The sequence below is a fragment of the Salinisphaera sp. genome (genome assembly GCF_002729955.1).
Taxonomy (GTDB): Bacteria; Pseudomonadota; Gammaproteobacteria; order Nevskiales; family Salinisphaeraceae; genus Salinisphaera.
The window spans coordinates 121,598-143,049 of the sequence record NZ_PBYA01000057.1 but is presented as its reverse complement, the minus strand read 5'-3'; the positions used below and the strand labels follow the sequence as shown (position 1 = coordinate 143,049).

Below are 21,452 nucleotides of genomic sequence, written 5' to 3'. Positions count from 1 at the left end.
TGACAAGCAAGTGAGAGCGTAGCGTGCCCAAGCCAATAACAAGTGGCACGGTAGCGAACACTGACGCCGATCAAGCGCGCGCAAAGCCGGCGGCCCCTGCGGGGTTCGGCCTCACAGACGCCGCGACGGCGTTGCCGAGCTTGATCTGCCAATGAGGCAGGCGCTGCGCTCGGACGCCTTGTCGCAACGTCTGTGACCTTGAAAGTCTTTTCAGGGCGAACGCGATCCGCGAGAGGTTATGCAGCGCTTCCCTAGGCGCGAGCCGACCGCGAAGTCGACCGAATCGCGTCCAGCGCAGGATTTCCCGGTGCTTCGAAAACAGTCGGTATGCGCCTCGAACCACCCATCCCGGCCCTGAGAGGCGTTGGTCTTCTGCCTTGTTGGCGTTAATTTGCGGACAACCTGCGCCCTCTATCGCAAGATCAATCAGCTCGCGTCAGTCGAGCGCCACCTGAGTACGAATACACCTGGCACATAATCTGCTTCGTCTGCGGAATCTGTGGGTACTGCTTTCCAAGAAAGAACCGGTCCGCGAATGAACGCGAATAAACGCGAATCGACGACGGCTTGGGCAGCAGGGCTGCGCTTCGTTCGTTGAAGGCAACCACAGATTACGCAGATTCAACGGATTAGAAGAACGCCAGGTCCGCGACCGGTCAACGCGCCCTGCTCTGATGCATGCCTGCTGAGCGCGAATCGCGCCTGGCCCAGGATCTGTCTTCATGCGCCTGGCGGGCTCAATTGTCCTGCGCGGCCCGCATCGCGCCGGGGTGACTTCGCGTAATCGATAAAATAACGCCAGCGCGTGTGCCGATCATGTCGCGATGCGCGCTTATTCGGTAGTCTGAATTTCATTGCGCCTTTTCGAGCCCTGTTCGCCCATGTCGCCGACTGTGCCAGCCGACGCTGCCGCCCCTGCGCCCACCCCGGGCCAGACTGCCGATATCGCCCACCGGCTTGCCGACGTGCGCAGCGCGGTCGCCACCCGGGTATTCGGCAAGGACGATCGGATTCGTCTGGCCCTGGCCTGCCTGCTGGCCGATGGACATCTGCTTATCGAAGACGTGCCGGGGGTCGGCAAGACCACCCTCGCCCACGGCCTCGCCGATGCGCGGGGCTGCGCTTTGCGCGGATCCAGTTCACCAGCGATCTCATGCCCAGCGATATTCTCGGCGTATCGGTCTACGACCGCGGCGAGGCGGCCTTCACCTTCAACGCGGGGCCGATCTTCGCCCAGCTCGTACTGGCCGACGAAATCAACCGTGCCAGTCCGCGTACGCAAAGCGCGCTGCTCGAGGCCATGGCCGAGCGCCAGGTCACCGTCGAGGGGCGTACCCGGGCATTGCCGCAGCCGTTCACGGTCATCGCCACCCAGAACCCGCTCGACCAGAGCGGCACGTTCGCCCTGCCGGACAGCCAGCTCGACCGCTTCTTAATGCGTATCGAAGTGGGCTACCCGCCGCGCACCGCCGAACGTCGTTTGCTGGCGGGCGAGCGCGACAGCACCGCCGCGATCGCGCCCGTGGCCGATGCCGCCCAGCTGGGCGCCTGGCAGGCCGCGGTCCGTGCCGTGCATACCCGCGACGCGGTGCTCGATTATCTGCTCGAGCTGATCGAGTTCAGCCGACGCCGCGGCGTGTTCGAACAGGGCCTGTCGCCGCGCGCGGGGCTGGCGCTGCGCCGAGCCGCGCAGGCCTGGGCGCTGCAGGATGCACGCGATTACGTCATGCCGGAAGACATTCAGGCCGTATTGCCGGCGGTGGTCGATCATCGCCTGACCCGCCGCGATGCCGGCGAAGGCCGGGCGTCGACGCTGATGCGCGAACAGGTCGGGGTCATCTAGCGCGTGATAGGCGTCGGCGGCTTTTCGGCGTTGGCACGGGCCGGCGAGGACTGAACATGGCCGCGCTTCGCCGTCATGCGCGCGATCTGCGCACGCGCTTTATCGAGCGACGCAATCCGCCGCGCGGCCTGCCGCTACGCGTATCGCGACGGCGGGTGTATATCCTGCCCACGCGCAACGGCGTGGTCTTCGCCGTGCTGCTGCTGGTCATGCTGCTGGGCGCGACCAACTACAGCAACAGCCTCGCCTTTGCGCTGACCTTCTGGCTGGCCGCCGTCGCGCTCGTATCCATGCACCATGCCCACGCCAATCTGGTGGGCCTGCGCCTGCGAGCGATCCATGCCGCGCCGGTGTTCGCCGGCGATACGCTCACATTCGAGCTCACCCTCGAGGCCAGCGGCGGGCGCCGCCGCCGTGCGCTGCGGGTCAGCGCCGATGGCCGCGGCGCGACCGGCCAGGTCGATATCGCGCCGGGGGAAAGCCGGATCGTGACGATCGAACAGATCGCTACCGCCCGCGGTCGCTGCGCCTGCCCGCGCCTGCGTATCGAAAGCATCTACCCGGTCGGGCTGTTCCGGGCCTGGACCTGGCTGCAGCCGAATACACAGGTGATCGTTTATCCGCGCTGCGCCGGCCACGACCGGTTGCCGCGCGGCGCGGGCGATACAAGCTCGACCCGACGGCTCGCCCGCAAGGGCACGGACGAGTTCCTGGGCCATCGCGACTACGTCCCGGGTGATTCGCCCCGGCATATCGACTGGAAGGCCAGCGCGCGCAGCGACGATCTGCGTATGCGCGAATACGCCGACCGACAGAGCGAAGCCGTGTGGCTGGCCGAAGACCAGCTGGGCACGGCCGATCGCGAAGCACGTTTGTCGCAGCTTGCCCGCTGGGTGGTGGTGGCCGAACGCAGCGGCGTTGCCTATGGCCTCCAGGTCGACTCGCAACGCCTCGGTCCCGATCAAGGCCCGGCCCATCGGCTGGCCTGCCTGCGCGCGCTGGCCCTGGCATGAGCCGATCAGCCACCACGGCCGCGAGCGAGTTCTCCAACGCACCGGATGCCAGCCAGCGCCTGCGGCTGGTGGTCTGTTTGAGCCTGGTCGCCATTCCGCATGCCCTGCATCTGCCGATCTGGGTGCTTGCGCTCGCCGTGCCGATCATGGCCTGGCAGTTCGTTGGCGCCCTGCGCGAGTGGCCGCTGCCCGGCCGCTGGCTGCGGTTCGTGCTTGCCGCGGCAGCCTTCGGCGCCGTATTTGCCGGCTTCGGGCGCGTCAACGGCCAGGAGGCGGGCGTGTCCCTGCTGGTGCTGCTGCTCGCCCTCAAACTCTGCGAGATCCGCAGCCATCGCGATGCGATGGTGTTTCTGTCATTGACCTGTTTTCTGCTGGCCACCCAGTTCCTGTTTTCGCAGAGCCTGGCGATGGCGCTGTATCTGGTGGTGGGCAGCTGGGTGCTGATCGCCGCCTTCGTGGATGTCGCCAGCGCCGGCACGCCGCGCTCGACCCTGGGTGAAAGCGCGAAGCTGCTGGCCCAGGCGCTGCCCGTTGCGGTGCTGCTGTTCGTGTTGTTTCCGCGTATTCCGGGGCCTATCTGGGGGCTGCCCTCGGATGCCGGCGCCCAGGCCCGTACCGGCCTGTCCGAAAGCATGTCGCCGGGCAGCCTTACCAACCTTGCCCTGGATGGCGGCGTCGCCCTGCGCGTTCGGTTCATCGACGGCCCGGTACCGCCGGCCCAGCGCTACTGGCGCGGGCCGGTGCTCTGGGACTTCGACGGGCGTACCTGGTCACGTAACGATGCCGACCGGCGTCTGCCGCCGGCCCGGCTCATGCCCGACACGGGCAGCCGCCAGTCGGTGGATATTACCCTCGAGCCCACCCGCCACGACTGGCTGATCGCACTCGATGTGCCGCTGGCCGCCGATACGCCAAGCCGGCTCGACGCCGGCGCCACGCTCACGGCGGAGGACGACGTCAACGAGCGCATGCGCTATCGCACGACTTCCATCGTCGGCGGCGTGCTCGATGGCGATCTGGATGCGCGTACACGCCGACGCGCGCTGCTGCTGCCGGTCGAAGGCAATCCGCGGGCACGCGAGCTGGCCAGGCGTTGGCATGCCCGCTACCGCGAGCCGGCCGAGATCGTCGACGCGGCATTACGGCGTTTTCGCCAACAGCCTTATCGCTATACGCTCAGCCCGCCGGCGACCCGCGATAACGCCAGCGTCGACGACTTCCTGTTCGACACCCTGGCCGGCTTTTGCGAACACTACGCCGGCGCGTTCACTTTTCTCATGCGCGCCGCCGGCGTGCCGGCCCGGGTGGTCACCGGCTATCAGGGCGCCGAGAGAGCGACGGTCGGCGATTACTGGCTGGTACGCAATTCCGATGCGCATGCCTGGTCGGAAGTCTGGCTGGCCGGGCGCGGCTGGGTTCGTGTCGACCCCACGGCCGCGGTTGCCCCCGGGCGTATCGAAGCCGGCGTGGCCGCCTCGATCGACGACCGCGCGTCGTTGCCCTATATGGCGCGTGCCAGCGGCGATGCCTGGTATCGCGTGCAGATGCTCTGGGACGGCATCAACGCCGGCTGGAATCGCTGGTTTCTGGCCTACGGCCCCCAACTGCAGCAGCGCATGCTCGATCTGCTTGGCCTCGGCGGCGGCTGGGGCAAACCGCTACTGGCGCTGACCGCCGGCGTGGTCGCACTGCTGGCGCTGGTATCGGTCGGTATCGCCTGGCGCGGCCGTCGTGTTACAGATACGGACGCCGTGGTCGCCGCCTGGCGCGCTGTCTGTGCCCGGCTGACCCGTATCGGCTATCCGCGCCGTGGCGATGAAGGTGCGCGGGCCTATGCCGATCGCATCGCCGCGTTACGCACCGACCTGGCCGATGATCTGCAATCACTCGCGGCCCAGTACACGCGGCTGCGCTATGCGCCGGAACATGCGAGCCAGCCGGCCGATCGTGCGGCCTTCATCGCTGCCGCGCGGTCATTCCGGCCCGGCAAACCGGGGCGACAAAGCCGTCTTGCAAGGAATCCATGATGACCGATCCCCGCCGCTTCTGCCCTGTCTGCGCAAGCCCGCTCGTATGCCGCGAAGTCAACGATTTCGAGCGTCTGGTCTGTTCCGACGATCGCTGCGGCCATGTGTTCTGGGATAACCCCGTACCGGTCGTCGCCGGCATCGTCGAGCATGAAGGCAAGCTCGTCTTTGCGCGCAACGCCCTCTGGCCGGAGGGTATGTATGGCCTGGTCACCGGTTTTCTGGAACCGCGCGAAACGCCGGCAGAAGGCATCGTGCGCGAAGTGGCCGAAGAACTCGGCATCCAGACACGGATTACGAGCTTCGTCGGCGCCTACGGCTTTGCCCGCAAGAACCAGCTGCTGCTGGCCTATCACCTGATCGGCGAGGGCGAAATCACCCTCGACCCGGAACTGGTCGACTATTTCCATGTAGAAAAAGCCGAGGCCGAGTTCTGGCCCGGTGGCACGGGCCTCGCGGTACGCGACTGGCTGCGGTCGCAGGGCTACGATCCCCAGCCGCGCGAGTTACCCGCGGCGGTGAAAGCCTGGATGAACAGACCGCCCGATCAGCCCTGACCTGCTGCGCCGCGCCGATGCGGTGTTCGGCGCGGGCAATACGGCATGGGCCGCTCAGTGCGGATGCACGGCGGTGACTTCCACTTCCACGAGCATGTCCGGCCAGGCCAGCGCGCTGACTTGCACCAGCGAATGGACCGGCATCTTCAGGCCCGCGAAGTATTCGCCCTGCACCCGCTCGTAGACGTCCTTGTGGCGCATGTCGGTGAGGTAAGCCACCACCCGCGCCACTTCGTCAAGCCCGGAATCGTTGTTTTCCAGAATGGTCACGATCCGATCGTAGGCATAGCGTGCCTGGGCCTCGATATCGCCGGGGTAAAGCGTTTCCCCGGTGTCGACGTCTTCCGACCCCATGCCGGACACGAAGATCATGTCGGCGGCGCCGATGTTGCAGACGGCGCAATCGGCGAACAGGTCACGGTTCCAGGGGCTGTATTGTTTGTCCATCGGTTTTCCAGCGCGTTTGTATTCATGGAATGCGCCAGGCTAAGACCTCAACCAAACATCAGGTCAAGCAGGACGGCCTGCGCGGGCCCATGGCCTGTGTATCAGCGCGCGCACGTTGCAACGACGGCTGCGCGAGTCGGGCAGCCGTTATCGTGACGAGCTGGCAGATGTACGTTACCAACTGGCAACGACCTATCTACGCGATCCTCGCCTGACCGTGGCGGATGTCGCTCAGCTGCTGGGTTATTCCGAGCACAGCGCGTTCTCGCGCAGCTTTACACGCTGGTCGGGACAAAGCCCGCAACGCTGGCGCGCGGGCGACGCCGGCGATACGCGCCGCCCGCACCCCAGCCGGCGGCCCAGTTGAGCCGTATCAGGCGGCAGCGGGGGCCTGGCGCGCATCGACCCGGGTAAGCAGCCAGCCGCCGGCCACGAACAGAATCAACACCGACAGAATCGACAGGCGTGCGCTGCCGGTGGCGGCGGCCGTGACGCCGACCAGCAGCGGGCCGATCACGGCGGCGAACTTGCCCATCATGTTGTAGATACCGAAGTACTCGCCGGCCCGACCTTCGGGGATCAGGCGCGCGAAATAGGAGCGCGACAGCGATTGCACTCCGCCCTGCACCAGGCCGATCACCATGGCCATGACATAGAACTGCCATTCATGGGCCAGGAAATAGCCCCAGGCGGTCACCGCGGTATAGACCGCGAGTCCCAGATAGATCGCCTTCTTGGTATCCCAGCGCGAGGCCAGCCAGCCGAATGCGACCGCCGCCGGGAAGCCGATGAACTGCACGAGCAGCAGCGCGGTGATCAGGCTCGTTTCGCCAAAGCCGAGGTTGAGGCCGAAATCCACCGCCATACGGATGATGGTGTGCACGCCGTCGATATACAGCCAGTAGGCGATCAGAAAGGTGAACACCGGTTTTTCGGAAAAGATCCGCCCTGCGGTACGGCGCAGCTCGGCCAGGCCTTCACGCATGGCCTGGCCGGCACCGGGGGTATCGTGCTCGCGCGCTTCGTCCACCCAAAGGAACACCGGCAGGGAAAACAACGCCCACCACACGGCCACGCTCATGAACGCCCAGCGTACGGCCGCGGCACGGTCGGCCAGGCCGAAGACGTCCGGCCACAGCGTCATCGCCACGTTCACCGCCAGCAGCAGCCCGCCGCCGAGATAACCCAGCCCGTAGCCCAGCGCCGAGACGCGGTCGTAGTCCGCGGGGCTGGCCACGTCCACAATCAGACTGTCGTAGAACACCATGGCGAGGAAAAAGGCGGCCGAGGCGATCACGAACAGCGTAAGCGCAAACAGCCACTGCCCTTCGCCCACGAAGAACAGGCCCGCGGTGGCCGCCACGGCGACGGCCGTGGCGACCGCGAGCCAGGGTTTCTTGCGCCGGCTACGGTCGGCTACCGCGCCCAGCAGCGGCGCCAGGAACAGCACCACGAGGCTGGCCAGGGCGCTGCCCACACCCAGCTGCAGGGTGCTGGTTTCGGCCGGGTGACCCGAACTCCAGTAGCTTTTGAAGAAGATGGGAAAGAAACCGGCCACGACGGTGGTCGCGAACGCCGAATTGGCCCAGTCGTAAAAGGCCCAGCCAAGCCGCGCCCGGCGGCCGCGCGATTCGATCATTACTTGAGAGTCCGGTTGCGGTTAGACGAGCGCCAGTTCGAGCAGCAAGGCGTCTTCACGCCCCTCCGGCGATGGATAGTAGCCCGGACGCGTGGCAATGCGTTGAAAACCGCGGCGTTTATAGAGCCGCCGTGCGGCCTTGTTGGAGGGGCGGACTTCGAGCAGCACACGCTCGGCGTTTTCATGAGCGGCCCGCGCGATCAGCGCATCCAGCAGGCGATCGGCCACGCCGTGACCGCGTGCATCCGGGGCCACGCAGAGGTTGAGGACATGGGCCTCGCCCACCGCGACCGACAGCAACGTATAGCCGAGCACCCGCGCGTTCAGATCGGTGGCGACCCAGCCGCGATAGCCTACGCGCAGACAATCGTGAAATATCCGCTCGCTCCAGGGGTAGCCGTAGGAGAGCTGTTCGATTTCCAGCACCGCCGGCACGTCGCGCGAACGCATGGCGCGCACCTCGACCAGCTCGCGCGGCTCGACGCTCATTTTTCGCTGATCCGCCGGGCGATCTGCTTGAGATCGACCCAGGCCTTGGCCTTCTGTCCCGGGCTACGCAACAGAAACGCCGGGTGATAGGTCACCAGCACGTCCAGTTCGCGACGCGGGTAGCGATGCAGCGTGCCGCGCAGCTTGCCCAGGCTCTGCTTGCTGGCGAGCAGCGTCTGGGCGGCCACGCGGCCGACGGCGACCACGAGCTTGGGGTCCATCAGCTCGATCTGGCGTTCGAGTACGGGCCAGTCGGCAGCCACCTCGTCGGCGTTCGGGTCGCGGTTGTTGGGTGGCCGGAACTTGCAGATATTGGTGATATAGACGTTCGTATCCCGCGAGCAGCCGATCGCGGCAAGCATGCGATCGAGCAGCTTGCCGGCACGCCCGACGAACGGTACACCCTGGGCATCCTCGTTCGCACCCGGCGCCTCACCCACGATCAGCACATCCGCATCGCGCGCGCCGATGCCGAACACGGGCCGGGTCGCACCGCGATGATCGCGCCCCGCCAGCCAGGCCTCGAGTTCTTCCCAGCCCATCCGGGACACGTCGTCCGCGGCGTTCTCTGCGCCGGCGTCGCCGGCCGGCATGTCCACCATGACGTCGAGCGTGTCGTGTCCATCGTCGCCAGCCGTCGCATGGGCAGCCGCCGGGGCTTCTCGCGTGGTGGCAACCGGTGGCTTCGGGGCGGTTTCTTGCGGGGCCGGCGCCGCCGCTTCGGGTACGACCGGCGGCGCATCCTCGGCTGGCGTATGAGCCGTCTCGTGCGCGACGGCGACCCGTTTCGCACCGGCGCCCGCGGGCATGCGGTCGGCGCGGGGCTGCCAGTCGACCAGCCCCAGGGCATCCAGCATGCGTTTACGATCGCCGGGCGTCATGGCGCGCTCCTGGCTTCAATCCAATGATTATTCGATCCGATCGATGCCGATCACTGCCGTGTTCAGGCCGACTTCTTGCGGCGCCGGTTGCGACGCAGTGCCTGTACCGGGCCGGACAGTGCATAGATCAAAAAGCCGAGAAACAGGATACGCGCCGGGTCGATCACGATCGCCACGAACACGATCAGCATGATCAGAATGTAGCGAAACGGTACCCGCTCGCCGAAATCCAGATCCTTGAAGCTGGCATAGCGCACGTTCGACACCATCAACGCCCCGGCAGCGATGGTCAGCGCCAACACTGGAATGACCAGGGTGCTGCCGTCGATACCGAAGTCGGCGCTAGCCCAGATGAAGCCCACCAGCAGGCCGGCAGCCGCCGGGCTCGGCAGGCCGAGAAAGATCTTCTTTTCCGTGGCACCGCCACGGGTGATGTTGAAACGCGCCAGGCGCAGCGCGGCGGCCGCGGTATAGAAAAACGCCGCCAGCCAGCCGAGCTTGCCGGCCACATTGCTGTAGTAGGCCAGGCTTTCCAGGCTGTATACGTAGGCGAGAAAACCCGAGGCCAGCCCGAAAGACACGAGGTCGGCAAGGCTGTCGTACTGGATACCGAAATCGCTTTCGGTATGGGTCATGCGCGCGACACGCCCGTCGAGCATGTCGGTGAGCATGGCAACGAAGATCGCCACGCCCGCGACCACGAAGCGGCCCTGGGTGGCCGCGATGATCGAATAGAAGCCGGCGAACAGGGTGCCGGTGGTAAACAGGTTGGGCAGCAGATAGATGCCCCGCTTGCGGCGGCTGTCCCGCTCGGATTCGGTATCACTCATGGGGCAAGTCTAAAGCACAGCGGCGCCCAGACCTATAGCCGGCAAGCTCGACAATCGCGGCTTTGCGGCTGCAATCGCCCGCTGGGCAATGACTACGCGGCCGCATTTTCATCCGGGTCGCGCTGGGCGTTGGGCTTGTGCACGAGCTTGGCCAGCACGCAGGCACCGCCGCGCACGGAATCGCCCAGTTCGACCTCCACCCGGGAATTGACCGGCAGGTACAGATCGACCCGCCGCGCGAGGCGGCGCATGCCGCAACAGCGGCCCTGGCCCACGCGCTCGCCGTAATTACCCCGGCAGGGTCGCAGACCGAATAGCCGACCCTCGCGAATCACCATGACGACATGGTCGCCTTCGTCGGTGCGGATATAGGAGGCACAGCCGTCGAGATTCTCGACCGCCTCGCCGGAGAGCTCCACCACGGTGCCCTCGACCGGCGAACGGATCAGATAATTGGCAAGCAGGCCGACCCGCAGCGACAGCCGGATGGCTTCGCGATCCAGAAACGGGTCGTAGCATTCGCGCCGATGGATCACCTTGCCGTCGACCGGCGCGATGATCGCCAGCGGTTCGGCCGGAACGTTACGCGGCGAATCGCGAAAATACAGAACCGCCAGCAACATCAGGAGCAGAGCAGGACAGGCCGCCCAGAAGCCGGCCACGGCGTTCAATACGAAGAACACCGCGGCCAGGCCCACCAGTACGGCCCAACCTTCCGGCACGAGATGAAAGAGCGTCTTGCGCCGCATGCGCCGGACCCCGTTTCAGTGTGGCCGAATCAGCGCGCGGATCAGTTGCGCGACTTGTCGACGATCTTGTCCTTGGCGATCCACGGCATCATGCCGCGCAGCTTGTCGCCCACACGCTCGATCTCGTGCTCGGAAGCCAGACGACGGCTGGCCTTGAGCGTCGGGTTGCCGGCCTGGTGCTCGCCGATGAATTCGCGGGCGAACTTGCCGGTCTGGATTTCCGACAGGATCTTGCGCATTTCGGCCTTGGTTTCGTCGGTGATCAGACGCGGGCCGCGGGTGATGTCGCCGTACTCGGCGGTGTTGGAAATCGAGTAACGCATGTTGGCGATACCGCCCTCGTAGATCAGGTCCACGATGAGCTTGACTTCATGCAGGCACTCGAAATAAGCCATTTCCGGCTCGTAGCCGGCTTCGACCAGCGTTTCGAAACCGGCCTGGATCAGGGCGATGGTGCCGCCACACAGCACGGCCTGCTCACCGAACAGATCGGTTTCGGTTTCCGCGCGGAAGCTGGTTTCGATCACGCCGGCACGACCGCCGCCGTTGGCCACGGCATAGGCCAGAGCCACGTCCTTGGCCTGGCCGGAAGCATCCTGGGCCACCGCGATCAGGCTCGGCACGCCGCCGCCCTTTTCATAGGTGGCACGCACGAGATGGCCCGGGCCCTTGGGCGCGATCATGATCACGTCCAGATCGGCGCGCGGCTCGATCAGCTCGAAATGCACGTTGAAGCCGTGGGCAAAGCCCAGGGCTGCACCCTGCTTGATGTTGGGCTCGATCTGCTCGTTGTAGAGCGCAACCTGGTGCTCGTCCGGGGTCAGGATCATGACCACATCCGCACTCGCGGTCGCTTCTTCGATGCTGGCGACCTTCAGGCCGGCGTTCTCGGCCTTCTTGGCCGAGGACGAACCTTCGCGCAGGCCGACCACGACATCGACGCCGGAGTCCTTGAGGTTATTGGCATGGGCGTGGCCCTGCGAGCCGTAGCCGATGATGGCTACCTTCTTGCTCTGGATCAGGGACAGGTCGCCGTCCTTGTCGTAATACGCGTTCATGCTCAAGGTCTTTCTCCTGCTTTCTTAAGGAATACGGCGAATTGAATGCCGCAATGTCTTGAATGGGTTAGAAATACTCGACGGAATCGCCCGCCGGCTCCTGATAATGCAGCCCTTCGGCGCCCGGGGTCATGGTGACCGCGCCGCTGCGCGCCAGCTCGACAAGCACGTCGGCCTCTTCAAGCGTGGCCACGAAGGTATTCAGCCCCGCGCCGTCGCCCAGATAGCGCAGCGTGGCAAGGTCGCCGTCGCGGCTGATTTCGGCCACGTCGTAGGGGTCGGCCAGCGCCTCGATCGACGTGCCGCCGTCCTTGATACGCACCTTGATCAGCGCCAGCTCGAGCTCCAGGTGGGCATCGCCGGTCATGTCCAGCACGTCAATCACGTCCACCAGCTTGAGCAGCTGACGGTTGATCTGTTCGACCACGTCTTCGGTGCCGGTGGTAGCCAGTGTCAGGCGGGATACGGCGCTGTCTTCGGTGGGCGCGACGTTGAGGCTTTCGATATTGAAGCCGCGCTGCGAGAACATGCCCGCCACGCGCACGAGCGCGCCGGCTTCGTTGGCCATCAGAACCGATATGACGTGTCTCATCCCATCCCAGCCTTGATTTCAGGCGGCTTCGCGCGCGTGCAAACGGCGCAAAATACGCCCAATACCCCGGCGAAGCAACCGCGCTGCCCTGCTTTGCGTAAAGCGGGCGCCGACGCGCACTCGTTGTGCGCTATAATCGCCCGTTTTCCACGCCGTCATAGGGTGCACCCATGCGCAACGCCCAGTCTGCCGCCACGCCGTCCGATTCTCATCCGCTGTCGGGGGCCCAGCTCTCCGGTGCGGAGATGATCGTACAGGTACTGGCCGACGAAGGCGTGGACACGATCTTCGGCTATTCCGGCGGCGCGATTCTGCCGACCTACGACGCCATCTTTCGCTACAACGCCGACAACCACGACCAGATGCCGCTGATCGTGCCCGCCAACGAACAGGGCGCGGGCTTCATGGCCGCCGGCTATGCGCGCGCCTCCGGCAAGGTGGGTGTCGCCATGGTCACTTCGGGGCCGGGCGCGACCAACTGTGTCACCCCGGTGCGCGACTGCATGGCCGACTCGGTGCCCATCGTGCTCATCTGTGGCCAGGTCGCACGGGCGGCCGTGGGTACCGACGCCTTTCAGGAAGCTCCGGTCTCCAACATCTTTTCCGCCGCGGCCAAGCACGTGTTCATGGTCACCGACCCGGACAAGCTGGAAGCCACCGTGCGCACCGCGTTCGAGATCGCCCGCTCCGGGCGCCCCGGCCCGGTCGTGATCGACGTGCCCAAGGACGTACAGAACTGGGAAGGCGCCTACCGCGGGCGCGGGCTGCTGGCCGTACCCGGCTATCGCCAGCGCATGCGCGCGCTGCGTGAAAGTCAGCTCACCGACGACAAGTGCGCCAGGCTCTTCGAGCTGCTGGCCCAGGCCGAGCGCCCGCTCATCTATGCCGGCGGTGGCGTGATCAACGCCGATGCCGCCAGCGAGCTGTCCGCTTTCGCCCAGGCGTTCGGTATTCCGGTGGTGACCACGCTCATGGGTATCGGCGCCTTCGATACCACCGACGCGCTGTCGCTACACATGCTGGGCATGCACGGGACGGCGTTTGCCAACTATGCGGTCGAGGATTGCGACATGCTCATCGCGGTGGGCGCACGCTTCGACGATCGCGTGGCCGGCGTGCCGGACAAGTTCGCGCCCAATGCCAAGTCGCTGGTGCACTTCGACGCCGACGCCTCCGAGATCAACAAGGTCAAGGCGGTGGACTGGCATCACGTGGGCCTGTTCGCACCGAGCCTGTCGCGGGTGCTCGCCTATGGTCGCGAGCATGGTTTCTCGGCCGATTATTCGACCTGGCACGAGGAAGTGGCCGCGCTCAAGCGCGACTTCGCCATGAACTATGACCGCGACACCGCGCTGATCCAGCCGTATGCGGTGATCGAAGAAATCAACCGCAATACGGAAGGCCGCGCGATCATCGCCACGGGCGTCGGCCAGCACCAGATGTGGGCGGCGCAGTACTTCGACTTCCGCGAGCCGCGGCTGTGGCTCACGTCGGGTTCGATGGGCACGATGGGCTTCGGCCTGCCGGCCGCCATCGGTGCCGCCTTCGCGCGGCGCGACAAGCTCGTCATCGATATCGATGGCGATGCCTCCATTCGCATGAACATCGGCGAAATGGAGACGGTGACCACCTACAACCTGCCGGTGAAGGTCGTCGTGCTCAACAACAACGGCGACGGCATGGTGAAGCAGTGGCAGAAGCTGTTCTTCAAGGGCCGCCTGTCGGCCTCGGACAAGTCGCTGCACAAGAAGGACTTCATCAAGGCTGCAGAAGCCGACGGCTACGAATACGCCGTACGCCTGAGCGACCCGGCCGACATGGAACGCGTGGTCAAGGAATTCCTGGAATTCCAGGGCCCGGCCTTCCTTGAAGTCGTGGTCGACCCCGATGCCGGCGTGTATCCCATGGTGGGCCCCGGCAAGAGCTACAAGGAAATGATCACCGGCGACCACATCAACAACCGCTACGATCCGTCAGGCGGCGAGCGCGAGATCGGCGCGTCGGAGATGTTTTAAAGCCTAGGGCAACGATCCGGGCGGGGCCGTAAAGGCCCCGCTTTTTTTATGCGCGATGATCGGACACGGGCAGCGGCCGCGCTGCCTCTACGACTTTCGGGCGATCCACGCTCGCGTAATGCCTCTTCTGCCCGAGGCCCTCAGCCGACTCGCTTGAACGTCAGACCCCGCAGTCGGCTCGCTCGACCTCGACGGTACCCAGCGCTGTACCGTCGGTTTGCCGGTATTGGTAGGCAACCCGGTAGTCTTCCTGGAGCATGCGCCGAAGCCGCCCTTTTTCGCAGATGATCTGGCGGATGCCATCGCCATAGCGCGCCATGAAGTTGTCCGCATCGAGGGTGTCGGACAACGGCGGCATCAAGGTGTAGTTGAACTGCAGCATATCGCCGTCGACGGTGGTGCTTTCCAGGCGCGTGCTCTGGTCAACCTGGCTGGGCAGATCGGCGTTGATCTGTGCCGACACCTTGTCGAGAAAGGCCGTGCGCTCGGCGGCCGAGTCGTCCACGAAATACGGGGCGACGACATAGCCGATCAGCCCGAGGGCAAACAGGATCACGAGACCGCCGACCACCGCGGCGGCTTTGGAAAGATGACTCATAGCGAGCGAGGGTTCCTTGCCATATCAGGTTATGCCGCCCGTGGCGGGCGGCTATCGACAGGCAGGGTACACAGTAAACGCGTATAGGGCTTGGAACACGAAAAGCGGCGGCCCGATCGTGATCGGGTCGCCGTCATGGTCGATCGGCATGTCCGGCCCGGCATGAAACGGTGCTCACGCCGGCACGGTTGACCGACTAGTTGATTCGAAAACGCAGAATGCTCTGGCGCAGCGACTCGGCCTGCTCGCGCAGCGACTGCGAGGCCGCAGCGGCCTCTTCCACCATGGCCGCGTTCTGCTGGGTCATTTCGTCCATCTGGGCAACGGCCTGGTTGACCTGGCCGATGCCATCGGACTGTTCACTCGTCGCATTCGAGATGTCGGTCATCAGGCCCTGGGTGTGCTCGACATGCCCGCCCAGCGTGGCCATGGAAACGCGTGCCTGCTCGACGCGCTCGGAACCGTCGCGCGCCTGTTTGACCGAACGCTCTGTCAGGCTGGTGATGTTCTTGGCAGCCTCCGCCGAACGAGCGGCGAGCTTGCGCACTTCTTCGGCCACCACCGCGAAACCACGCCCGTGCTCGCCGGCACGCGCGGCTTCCACCGAGGCGTTGAGCGCCAGCAGGTTGGTCTGGAATGCAATGCCGTCGATCACGGTGGTGATCTGGGCAATCTCGTCGGCGTTGCTGCGGATATGGTCCATTGCGTCGACCACATCGCCAACCAGCTGACGGCTGTTATCCAGCGCATCGCCGCTTTCGGTAGCAATCGAACTGGCATGGCGCGTGGTTTCGGCGTTGTTGGCCACCGTCGCCGTCAGCTCCTCCAGGCTGGCCGCGCTTTGTTCCAGCGCTGCGGCCTGTTGCTGGGTACGCGAGGACAAGTCCGAGTTCGCCTGGGCAATCTCGCGGGCTGCGTTTTCGATCGACTCACTGCCGTGGTTGATGCCCACGATCAGCTGCGCGAGGTCTTTACGCATGTTTTCAACGCTGCCCAGCAGGCTGTTTTCACGCGATGCGTCCAACGGAAAGGCCGTTGCCAGATCGCCGCGGGCGACGTTCTCCAGCTGCGCGCGGGCCTCATAGGTTTCGCCGCCCAGATCGCGATAGATGGCGCGTGCCAGGTAGACCAGCATGAGAATCATCAGCAGGCCGAACGCGCCCAGCACAAGCGCGTACTTGATCAACTGATGACGAAACGTCGCCGAGATATCGTCGATATAAACGCCGGCCGCAATGGTCCAGTTCCAGGGTTCGAAATGCTCGACGAGACTCATCTTGGGCAGTTCAGGGCCACCGGCGACGCGCTGGGTCGAATAGTAGACAAAACCTCGACCCTCGGCGTTTGCCACCTCGTTCATCTGCCGATACGTGAACACGCCGGACTGATCCTTGATGTCGGACAGATCCTCACCGGCCTCCAGACGCGGGTGGGCAACGGCGCGCAGGTTGGAGTCGAAGGCAAAGACGTAGTTCGTGCCATCCTCACCGAAGTGCATACTCGACAGCGCGGCCGCGGCGCGGCTCTTGGCCTCGTCCACGCTTATCGTGCCGTTATCCGCCGCGGTCTTGAACCGATCCACGATATGCACCGCCATGTCCACGGTGTCGTGCAGTGCCTGTTGCCGGGAGTCGTACAGCTGACTGCGCGACTCCCATGCGACGTCCGCCACGACACCGGCCAGGCCAAGCACGAGCGCAGCCGCGACCCAGCCGATCTTGTGCTTGAGCGGTGTATTGCGCCCAGGCTTCTTTACCCGCGCGGCGGGAGCGCCCGTATCGACGGAAGAGTTATCAGTTGACGCCGCGGGCACAAAACCCGCGTCGGATGCGGCTGTTTTCATGATTACCTTTTGCGCATTTCAGTTGCGCGCAATCTAAATGACGCGGTTAGTATCGACTGCCGGGACTAAACCTTTAGTCGTATACGATCGATTCGGGGCCTCGACCGGCATCAATGTCACAATGGCGCCGAGCCTCGAAGTCCGACGGGTTCACACCCATAAACGCCGCCGCATGGACATTCCCGTCTGGCGCCGCATCCGCTCATCCAGCTGCCGCAGGGGCCTGCCTTGTCGAATAAAACCATCCTGCGTCTGGCCCTGCTCGCGCTCGCCGCACTCGTCTTCGTACTGGGCTCGACCGTATTCGATCTGGGACAACTGTTTCGCGATACGCGTAGTCAGTTCGAATCCCTCGGCTGGGCCGGGCCGGTCGTCTTTGCGCTGGTCTATGGTGCGCTCGGCGCCGTCGCCGCGCCCACGGGGCTGGTGGAACTGATCGCCGGTGCGCTTTTCGGATTTTCGATCGCGAGCGCTGCGGTGGTCGCCGGCGCACTGATCGCAGCAAACGTGGGTTTTGTATGCGGGCGCTGGCTCGCTCGCGACTGGGTATCGAGCAAGATCCGCGGCAGCCGCCATGCGCAGCAGATCGAAGCTGCGGTGGAACAGCGTGGCTTCTGGATCACGGTGCTCATTCGCCTGTCGCCGGCGGTGCCGTTCAATCTCACCAGCTACGTGCTCGGCGCCAGCACGCTTCGCTGGACGACCTTCATGGCCGCCACCGTGCTCGGCATGCTGCCGATCAAGCTGTTCCTGATCTGGCTCGGGGCGAGCGGCCAGCAGTTGCTGGGCACGGCCAACCCCGCCGACTGGGGCGCCAACGAATGGCTGCTTTACGGCGGCGGCCTGGTGGCAACGCTTGTGGTAGTCGCCCTGATCGGTTGGACCGTAGCCCGAGCCAGCCGGCGCTTACTGCACCAGGCCGAACAGGCGCGCGACGACTAGCCCCGACAGCCGTTGCCGCCGCGGCCATTTGAATACCGCGCAACAAACTGTCGACGCCGGCCCGAGCGGCGCGACCCAGGTCCGCAAGCTGGCGGATCCACCCGCCTGTTGTGGCGCGGGCTGAACGCATGCAGTGGATCAGTAGCCTTTGCGCGTTTTCTCTAGCGCCTTGATACGCGCAGCCGCCAGGGCGAGCTCGTATTCTGCACGTTCACGATCAATCCGCTCGTGCGCATCGCGCAGGCTCTTGCGTGCCTGTTCCCTCGCCTTTTCCGCGGCGGCCTGATCGATATCCGCCGCTCGTTCGATGGTATCCGCGAGCAGGGTCGCGAGCGCGGGTTGCACTTCGAGAAAACCGCCGGAAACGAAGTATCGCTTCGCGTCTTCACCGTTGTTGACCAGGCGCACCACCCCGGGCTCGACACGCGTGAGCATTGGCGCATGCCCCGGCGCGATACCCACATCGCCGAGCTTGGCCGGCACCACGACCATATCGGCCGTGCCGGAAAAGACAGGCCCCTGGACGGGGCATACGATCTCGACCTGGATCTGCTTGTGCTGCGTTTCCTTCGCCATGACGTTAGCGGTACCTCACGCCGATATATTGGGTGCTCACACGGGTGCCGGCATGCCCGGCCACGATCGCTTCGATATCGGCCAGCGAACCGATCACGGCGGTGCCGCCGGTACGCGCGGCATAGCGACAGGCCGCACCGACCTTCGGCCCCATCGATCCGGCGGCGAACTCATCCGGGTCAAGTGCATCGGGCGCAGCTTCGGCCACGACTTTCTGGTCAGGCTGGCCCCAGTTGACGTAGACGCCATCCACGTCGGTCGCGATGAGCAGCAGATCGGCGTCCACCTGCTCGGCCAGCAGCGCCGCACAATAATCCTTGTCGATGACGGCTTCCACGCCGCGCAGCTGCCCATTGTCGTCGTAGACGGTGGGAATGCCGCCGCCGCCCGCACAGATCACGACACTGCCTTTTTCCAACAGCCACTTGATCGGCCGGATCTCGAATACCCGCTGCGGACGCGGGCTCGCGACGACGCGTCGAAACATGTCGCCATCCGGCGCGATCGCCCAGCCTTTGTCGGCCGCCATGCGGTCGGCCTGTTCGCGCGTGTAGACCGGGCCGATCGGCTTGGTCGCATGCTTGAACGCCGGGTCATCGGCATCGACTTCCACCTGGGTGAGAATGGTCGCGAACGAGGCCTCGGCCGGCAACAGGTTGCCCAGCTCCTGTTCGATCACATAGCCGATCATGCCTTCGGTCTGGGCACCGAGCACATCCAGCGGATAGGGCTCGACTTCTTCATAGGCCGCGCCCTGCAGCGCGAGCAGGCCCACCTGCGGACCGTTGCCATGGGCGATGACAACTTCGTGGTCGGGCATGATTCGGGCCAGCTGTTCACAGGCCAAACGCACGTTGGCGCGTTGATTTTCGGCGGTCAGCGGCTGGCCGCGACGCAGCAGCGCGTTGCCGCCAAGAGCGGTGACGATACGCATGATTGAACTCCTTTTGCCGGCCGGCCGGTCGCTACAACGCAAACGGCCTGGCAGACACCAGGCCGCGGTCGAAGAAAAAACGCGAAGCTGGGTGGCTAGATGTCACCGAGTGTCGATACCAGTACCGCCTTGATCGTGTGCATACGGTTTTCGGCCTGATCGAAGGCAATACAGGCCGGCGACTCGAACACCTCTTCGGTAACCTCGATGCCCTGGGCGAGCTGCGGATACTGCTCGATGATCTGCTTGCCCAGCTTGGTATCGACGTTGTGGAACGCCGGCAGGCAATGCATGAACTTCAGGCGCGGATTGTCGGCCTTGTTCATCAGGGCCTGATTGACCTGGTAGGGCATGAGCATGTCGATACGCTCGGCCCAGGCCTCGATGGGCTCGCCCATCGATACCCATACGTCGGTATGAATGAAGTCCACGCTGGCGACCGCTGCGCCCGCGTCTTCGGTGAGCGTGATTCGCGCGCCGGACTCGGCCGCAAACGCCTGGCATGCCTCGACATGTTCCTGCTCCGGCCAGAGCGCCTTCGGCGCGGCAATGCGTACGTCCATGCCCAGCTTGGCGCCGATCATAAGCAGCGACTTGCCCATGTTGTAGCGGGCATCGCCTAGATAGGCATAGCTGATTTCGTGCAACGGCTTGTCGCTGTGCTCGCGCATGGTGAGCACGTCGGCCAGCATCTGCGTGGGGTGATATTCCGCGGTCAGACCGTTGAAGATCGGCACCCCGGCAAACTCGGCGAGCTGCTCGACGGTATGCTGATCGGCGCCCCGGTATTCGATGGCATCGTACATGCGCCCGAGTACGCGGGCGGTATCCTTGATCGTTTCCTTATGCCCGATCTGGGACGAGCCCGGATCGATATAGGTCACGTTCGCGCCCTGCTGGTAGGCGGCCACCTCGAAGGCACAGCGTGTACGTGTCGAGGTTTTTTCGAAGATAAGCGCGATGTTCTTGTCGCGCAGATGCTTCTGCTCGCTGCCGGTATAGCGGGCCCGCTTGAGATCGCGGGAAAGGTCGAGGAGATAGACCAGCTCGCGCGTGCTGTGGTGCATCAGGCTGAGCAGGTGGCGGTTATGCATGTTGAAGGCCATGGGCGGCACTCCCGATTGAGAAATTGAGGACAGGCCGGAGCCCGGATCAGTAATCCACGGCGTCGCGCGCGATCGGACAGGTCATGCAATGACCCCCGCCGCGGCCGCGACCGAGCTCGCTGGCGTCGATGGTGATGACCTCCACGCCCGCCTTGCGCAGCAGGGTGTTGGTATGGGTGTTGCGGTCGTAGCCGATGACCACGCCCGGTTCGACAGCCACCACGTTATTGCCGTCGTCCCATTGTTCGCGCTCGGCTTCATAGCTGTCGCCGCCGGTGGCGATCGTGCGCAGTCGCTCGAGGTTCAAGGCGCCGGCCACCGTGTCCACGAAGGACTGGTTTTCACGACGCACGTCCAGACCCGCGGGGCTGGACTCGTCGGGACGGATGCTGAAAGGCGTGATGCTGTTCACGGCCTCCGGGTAGATCGTGACCAGATCGCGGTCGCAGAAGCTGAATACCGTATCCAGATGCATCGCCGCGCGAGACTTGGGCAGGCCGGCAACGATCACGCGCTCGGCCGCGCCGTGATCGAACAGCGACCGAGCCAACTGGCCGATGGCCTGGTGCGAACTGCGCTCGCCCATGCCGACCAGCACCACGCCATTGCCGATCGGCATCACATCGCCGCCTTCGAGCGTGGCCATGCCATGGCCACGGGTCGGATCGCCGTACCAGATATTGAAATCGGCGCCGGCGAAGGTCGGATGGAATTTATAGATTGCCGCGGTCAGCAGCGTTTCCTGTCGCCGCACTTCCCAGTACATGGGATTGAGGGTGACGCCGTTGTAGATCCAGCACGTGGTGTCGCGGGTAAACAACGCATTCGGCAGGGGCGGCACGATGAAGCTTGCATACCCGAGATATTCGCCGAACATGCGCACCAGCGAACTGCCCAGGCTCTCCGGCACGTCACGCGCTGAAACGCCGCCGAGCAGATACTCGCTGAGCGCGCGCGAGGGCTGTTCTTCGAGCCAGGAACGGATTTCGCCCATCAGGCTGATGCCCACCTGATCGGCCGTGATCTTGTGGTCCAGAACCCAGGCCCGTGCCTCGGGATCGTCGAGCACTTCGGTCAGCAGGTCGCGCATTTCCAGCACGTCCACGCCGCGTTCTTCGAGTTTGTTGACGAAATCGAAGTGGTCACGCTTGGCCTGGTTGACCCAGATGACGTCATCGAACAGCAGGTCGTCGCAGTTCGATGGCGTCAGGCGCTGGTGTGCCAGGCCGGGCGCGCAAACCATCACCTTGCGCAGCTTGCCGATTTCCGAATAGGCGCCGAGAGATTGCGACATGACAACTCCTGTCAGAGAG

General features: G+C 64.8%; 21 protein-coding genes and 1 pseudogene. 7 read left to right on the top strand and 15 right to left on the bottom strand.

All coding sequences use genetic code 11. The annotated features are described in order from the left end of the window. Positions 1 to 851: 851 nt before the first annotated feature. Positions 852 to 1,049 (bottom strand): hypothetical protein, encoded by a 198-nt coding sequence (locus CMN27_RS16950; RefSeq protein WP_293628382.1) that lies wholly within the window; start codon positions 1,047 to 1,049, stop codon positions 852 to 854. Here CMN27_RS16950 and CMN27_RS16945 point away from each other — a divergent pair. The 4 genes and pseudogenes from CMN27_RS16945 (at position 966) to CMN27_RS16930 (ending at position 5,440) form a co-directional block, all read left to right on the top strand. Beyond that, positions 966 to 1,843: pseudogene (locus CMN27_RS16945) on the top strand (AAA family ATPase). The gene CMN27_RS16950 and the pseudogene CMN27_RS16945 sit on opposite strands and share 84 nt — an antisense overlap. Before the next feature lie 56 nt (positions 1,844 to 1,899). Continuing rightward, positions 1,900 to 2,856: a DUF58 domain-containing protein gene (locus CMN27_RS16940; RefSeq protein ID WP_293628378.1), complete on the top strand. Its 957-nt coding sequence runs from the start codon at positions 1,900 to 1,902 to the stop codon at positions 2,854 to 2,856. Next, positions 2,853 to 4,883: a DUF3488 and DUF4129 domain-containing transglutaminase family protein gene (locus CMN27_RS16935; protein WP_293628376.1), complete on the top strand. Its 2,031-nt coding sequence runs from the start codon at positions 2,853 to 2,855 to the stop codon at positions 4,881 to 4,883. Before CMN27_RS16940 ends, CMN27_RS16935 begins: the two co-directional genes overlap by 4 nt. After that, positions 4,880 to 5,440, top strand: a complete 561-nt coding sequence (locus tag CMN27_RS16930; protein WP_366515480.1) for an NUDIX domain-containing protein — start codon at positions 4,880 to 4,882, stop codon at positions 5,438 to 5,440. The genes CMN27_RS16935 and CMN27_RS16930 overlap by 4 nt, the downstream gene beginning before the upstream one ends. A gap of 54 nt (positions 5,441 to 5,494) precedes the next feature. Here the strand turns inward: CMN27_RS16930 and CMN27_RS16925 are convergent, their stop codons facing one another. After that, positions 5,495 to 5,887, bottom strand: a complete 393-nt coding sequence (locus CMN27_RS16925) for a RidA family protein (RefSeq protein ID WP_293628372.1) — start codon at positions 5,885 to 5,887, stop codon at positions 5,495 to 5,497. Positions 5,888 to 5,981: 94 nt separating this feature from the next. Between CMN27_RS16925 and CMN27_RS16920 the strand changes: the two genes are divergently transcribed. After that, positions 5,982 to 6,254, top strand: coding sequence for a helix-turn-helix domain-containing protein (locus tag CMN27_RS16920; protein WP_366515483.1), 273 nt, complete (start codon positions 5,982 to 5,984; stop codon positions 6,252 to 6,254). A 6-nt stretch (positions 6,255 to 6,260) separates the two neighbouring features. On the opposite strand, the gene CMN27_RS16915 is transcribed toward CMN27_RS16920, so the two are convergent. The 7 genes from CMN27_RS16915 to ilvN form a co-directional block, all read right to left on the bottom strand. Beyond that, entirely contained in the window at positions 6,261 to 7,526 is a 1,266-nt protein-coding gene (locus CMN27_RS16915; RefSeq protein ID WP_293628371.1) for an MFS transporter, read from the bottom strand. Between the two features lie 21 nt (positions 7,527 to 7,547). Continuing rightward, the gene (gene rimI, locus CMN27_RS16910) at positions 7,548 to 8,015 is read right to left on the bottom strand and encodes a ribosomal protein S18-alanine N-acetyltransferase (protein WP_293628370.1); all 468 of its coding nucleotides are present in this window, start codon (positions 8,013 to 8,015) and stop codon (positions 7,548 to 7,550) included. Beyond that, positions 8,012 to 8,896 carry a uracil-DNA glycosylase family protein gene (locus tag CMN27_RS16905; protein ID WP_293628369.1) on the bottom strand — a complete coding sequence of 295 codons (885 nt, stop codon included), beginning with the start codon at positions 8,894 to 8,896 and terminating at the stop codon, positions 8,012 to 8,014. The genes rimI and CMN27_RS16905 overlap by 4 nt, the downstream gene beginning before the upstream one ends. A 62-nt stretch (positions 8,897 to 8,958) precedes the next feature. Continuing rightward, positions 8,959 to 9,726, bottom strand: coding sequence for a phosphatidylcholine/phosphatidylserine synthase (locus CMN27_RS16900; protein WP_293628367.1), 768 nt, complete (start codon positions 9,724 to 9,726; stop codon positions 8,959 to 8,961). 92 nt (positions 9,727 to 9,818) lie between these two features. Next, positions 9,819 to 10,475 carry a hypothetical protein gene (locus CMN27_RS16895; protein WP_293628365.1) on the bottom strand — a complete coding sequence of 219 codons (657 nt, stop codon included), beginning with the start codon at positions 10,473 to 10,475 and terminating at the stop codon, positions 9,819 to 9,821. A gap of 41 nt (positions 10,476 to 10,516) precedes the next feature. Beyond that, on the bottom strand, positions 10,517 to 11,533 hold the full coding sequence (ilvC, locus tag CMN27_RS16890) for a ketol-acid reductoisomerase (protein WP_293628384.1): 1,017 nt from the start codon (positions 11,531 to 11,533) through the stop codon (positions 10,517 to 10,519). 67 nt (positions 11,534 to 11,600) lie between these two features. Then, on the bottom strand, positions 11,601 to 12,125 hold the full coding sequence (gene ilvN, locus CMN27_RS16885) for an acetolactate synthase small subunit (protein ID WP_293628363.1): 525 nt from the start codon (positions 12,123 to 12,125) through the stop codon (positions 11,601 to 11,603). A 170-nt stretch (positions 12,126 to 12,295) separates the two neighbouring features. Between ilvN and ilvB the strand changes: the two genes are divergently transcribed. Next, positions 12,296 to 14,140 carry a biosynthetic-type acetolactate synthase large subunit gene (gene ilvB / locus CMN27_RS16880; protein ID WP_293628361.1) on the top strand — a complete coding sequence of 615 codons (1,845 nt, stop codon included), beginning with the start codon at positions 12,296 to 12,298 and terminating at the stop codon, positions 14,138 to 14,140. A gap of 160 nt (positions 14,141 to 14,300) precedes the next feature. Here the strand turns inward: ilvB and CMN27_RS16875 are convergent, their stop codons facing one another. Continuing rightward, positions 14,301 to 14,738: a hypothetical protein gene (locus tag CMN27_RS16875; RefSeq protein ID WP_293628359.1), complete on the bottom strand. Its 438-nt coding sequence runs from the start codon at positions 14,736 to 14,738 to the stop codon at positions 14,301 to 14,303. A gap of 196 nt (positions 14,739 to 14,934) precedes the next feature. Beyond that, on the bottom strand, positions 14,935 to 16,581 hold the full coding sequence (locus CMN27_RS16870) for a methyl-accepting chemotaxis protein (RefSeq protein ID WP_293628357.1): 1,647 nt from the start codon (positions 16,579 to 16,581) through the stop codon (positions 14,935 to 14,937). 228 nt (positions 16,582 to 16,809) lie between these two features. Here CMN27_RS16870 and CMN27_RS16865 point away from each other — a divergent pair, with 228 nt between their 5' ends. Then, complete coding sequence (locus CMN27_RS16865) at positions 16,810 to 17,523, top strand: VTT domain-containing protein (RefSeq protein WP_293628355.1); 714 nt, start codon at positions 16,810 to 16,812, stop codon at positions 17,521 to 17,523. Positions 17,524 to 17,661: 138 nt separating this feature from the next. On the opposite strand, the gene CMN27_RS16860 is transcribed toward CMN27_RS16865, so the two are convergent. The 4 genes from CMN27_RS16860 to arcA form a co-directional block, all read right to left on the bottom strand. Then, entirely contained in the window at positions 17,662 to 18,099 is a 438-nt protein-coding gene (locus tag CMN27_RS16860) for a F0F1 ATP synthase subunit epsilon (protein ID WP_293628353.1), read from the bottom strand. Between the two features lie 4 nt (positions 18,100 to 18,103). Further along, the gene (arcC, locus tag CMN27_RS16855) at positions 18,104 to 19,033 is read right to left on the bottom strand and encodes a carbamate kinase (RefSeq protein ID WP_293628351.1); all 930 of its coding nucleotides are present in this window, start codon (positions 19,031 to 19,033) and stop codon (positions 18,104 to 18,106) included. 95 nt (positions 19,034 to 19,128) lie between these two features. After that, on the bottom strand, positions 19,129 to 20,139 hold the full coding sequence (locus tag CMN27_RS16850; RefSeq protein WP_293628349.1) for an ornithine carbamoyltransferase: 1,011 nt from the start codon (positions 20,137 to 20,139) through the stop codon (positions 19,129 to 19,131). A gap of 46 nt (positions 20,140 to 20,185) precedes the next feature. Further along, on the bottom strand, positions 20,186 to 21,433 hold the full coding sequence (gene arcA, locus CMN27_RS16845; RefSeq protein WP_293628347.1) for an arginine deiminase: 1,248 nt from the start codon (positions 21,431 to 21,433) through the stop codon (positions 20,186 to 20,188). Between the last annotated feature and the right edge of the window lie 19 nt (positions 21,434 to 21,452).

Bases quoted from the DNA above. Each gene is read 5' to 3' on its own strand.
- CMN27_RS16950 (WP_293628382.1), bottom strand. From the start codon at position 1,049: ATGTCCATCGGCCAGCAGGCAGGCCAGGGCCAGACGAATCCGATCGTC.
- CMN27_RS16940 (WP_293628378.1), top strand. From the start codon at position 1,900: ATGGCCGCGCTTCGCCGTCATGCGCGCGATCTGCGCACGCGCTTTATC.
- CMN27_RS16935 (WP_293628376.1), top strand. From the start codon at position 2,853: ATGAGCCGATCAGCCACCACGGCCGCGAGCGAGTTCTCCAACGCACCG.
- CMN27_RS16930 (WP_366515480.1), top strand. From the start codon at position 4,880: ATGATGACCGATCCCCGCCGCTTCTGCCCTGTCTGCGCAAGCCCGCTC.
- CMN27_RS16925 (WP_293628372.1), bottom strand. From the start codon at position 5,887: ATGGACAAACAATACAGCCCCTGGAACCGTGACCTGTTCGCCGATTGC.
- CMN27_RS16915 (WP_293628371.1), bottom strand. From the start codon at position 7,526: ATGATCGAATCGCGCGGCCGCCGGGCGCGGCTTGGCTGGGCCTTTTAC.
- rimI (WP_293628370.1), bottom strand. From the start codon at position 8,015: ATGAGCGTCGAGCCGCGCGAGCTGGTCGAGGTGCGCGCCATGCGTTCG.
- CMN27_RS16905 (WP_293628369.1), bottom strand. From the start codon at position 8,896: ATGACGCCCGGCGATCGTAAACGCATGCTGGATGCCCTGGGGCTGGTC.
- CMN27_RS16900 (WP_293628367.1), bottom strand. From the start codon at position 9,726: ATGAGTGATACCGAATCCGAGCGGGACAGCCGCCGCAAGCGGGGCATC.
- CMN27_RS16895 (WP_293628365.1), bottom strand. From the start codon at position 10,475: ATGCGGCGCAAGACGCTCTTTCATCTCGTGCCGGAAGGTTGGGCCGTA.
- ilvC (WP_293628384.1), bottom strand. From the start codon at position 11,533: ATGAACGCGTATTACGACAAGGACGGCGACCTGTCCCTGATCCAGAGC.
- ilvN (WP_293628363.1), bottom strand. From the start codon at position 12,125: ATGAGACACGTCATATCGGTTCTGATGGCCAACGAAGCCGGCGCGCTC.
- ilvB (WP_293628361.1), top strand. From the start codon at position 12,296: ATGCGCAACGCCCAGTCTGCCGCCACGCCGTCCGATTCTCATCCGCTG.
- CMN27_RS16875 (WP_293628359.1), bottom strand. From the start codon at position 14,738: ATGAGTCATCTTTCCAAAGCCGCCGCGGTGGTCGGCGGTCTCGTGATC.
- CMN27_RS16870 (WP_293628357.1), bottom strand. From the start codon at position 16,581: ATGAAAACAGCCGCATCCGACGCGGGTTTTGTGCCCGCGGCGTCAACT.
- CMN27_RS16860 (WP_293628353.1), bottom strand. From the start codon at position 18,099: ATGGCGAAGGAAACGCAGCACAAGCAGATCCAGGTCGAGATCGTATGC.
- arcC (WP_293628351.1), bottom strand. From the start codon at position 19,033: ATGCGTATCGTCACCGCTCTTGGCGGCAACGCGCTGCTGCGTCGCGGC.
- CMN27_RS16850 (WP_293628349.1), bottom strand. From the start codon at position 20,139: ATGGCCTTCAACATGCATAACCGCCACCTGCTCAGCCTGATGCACCAC.
- arcA (WP_293628347.1), bottom strand. From the start codon at position 21,433: ATGTCGCAATCTCTCGGCGCCTATTCGGAAATCGGCAAGCTGCGCAAG.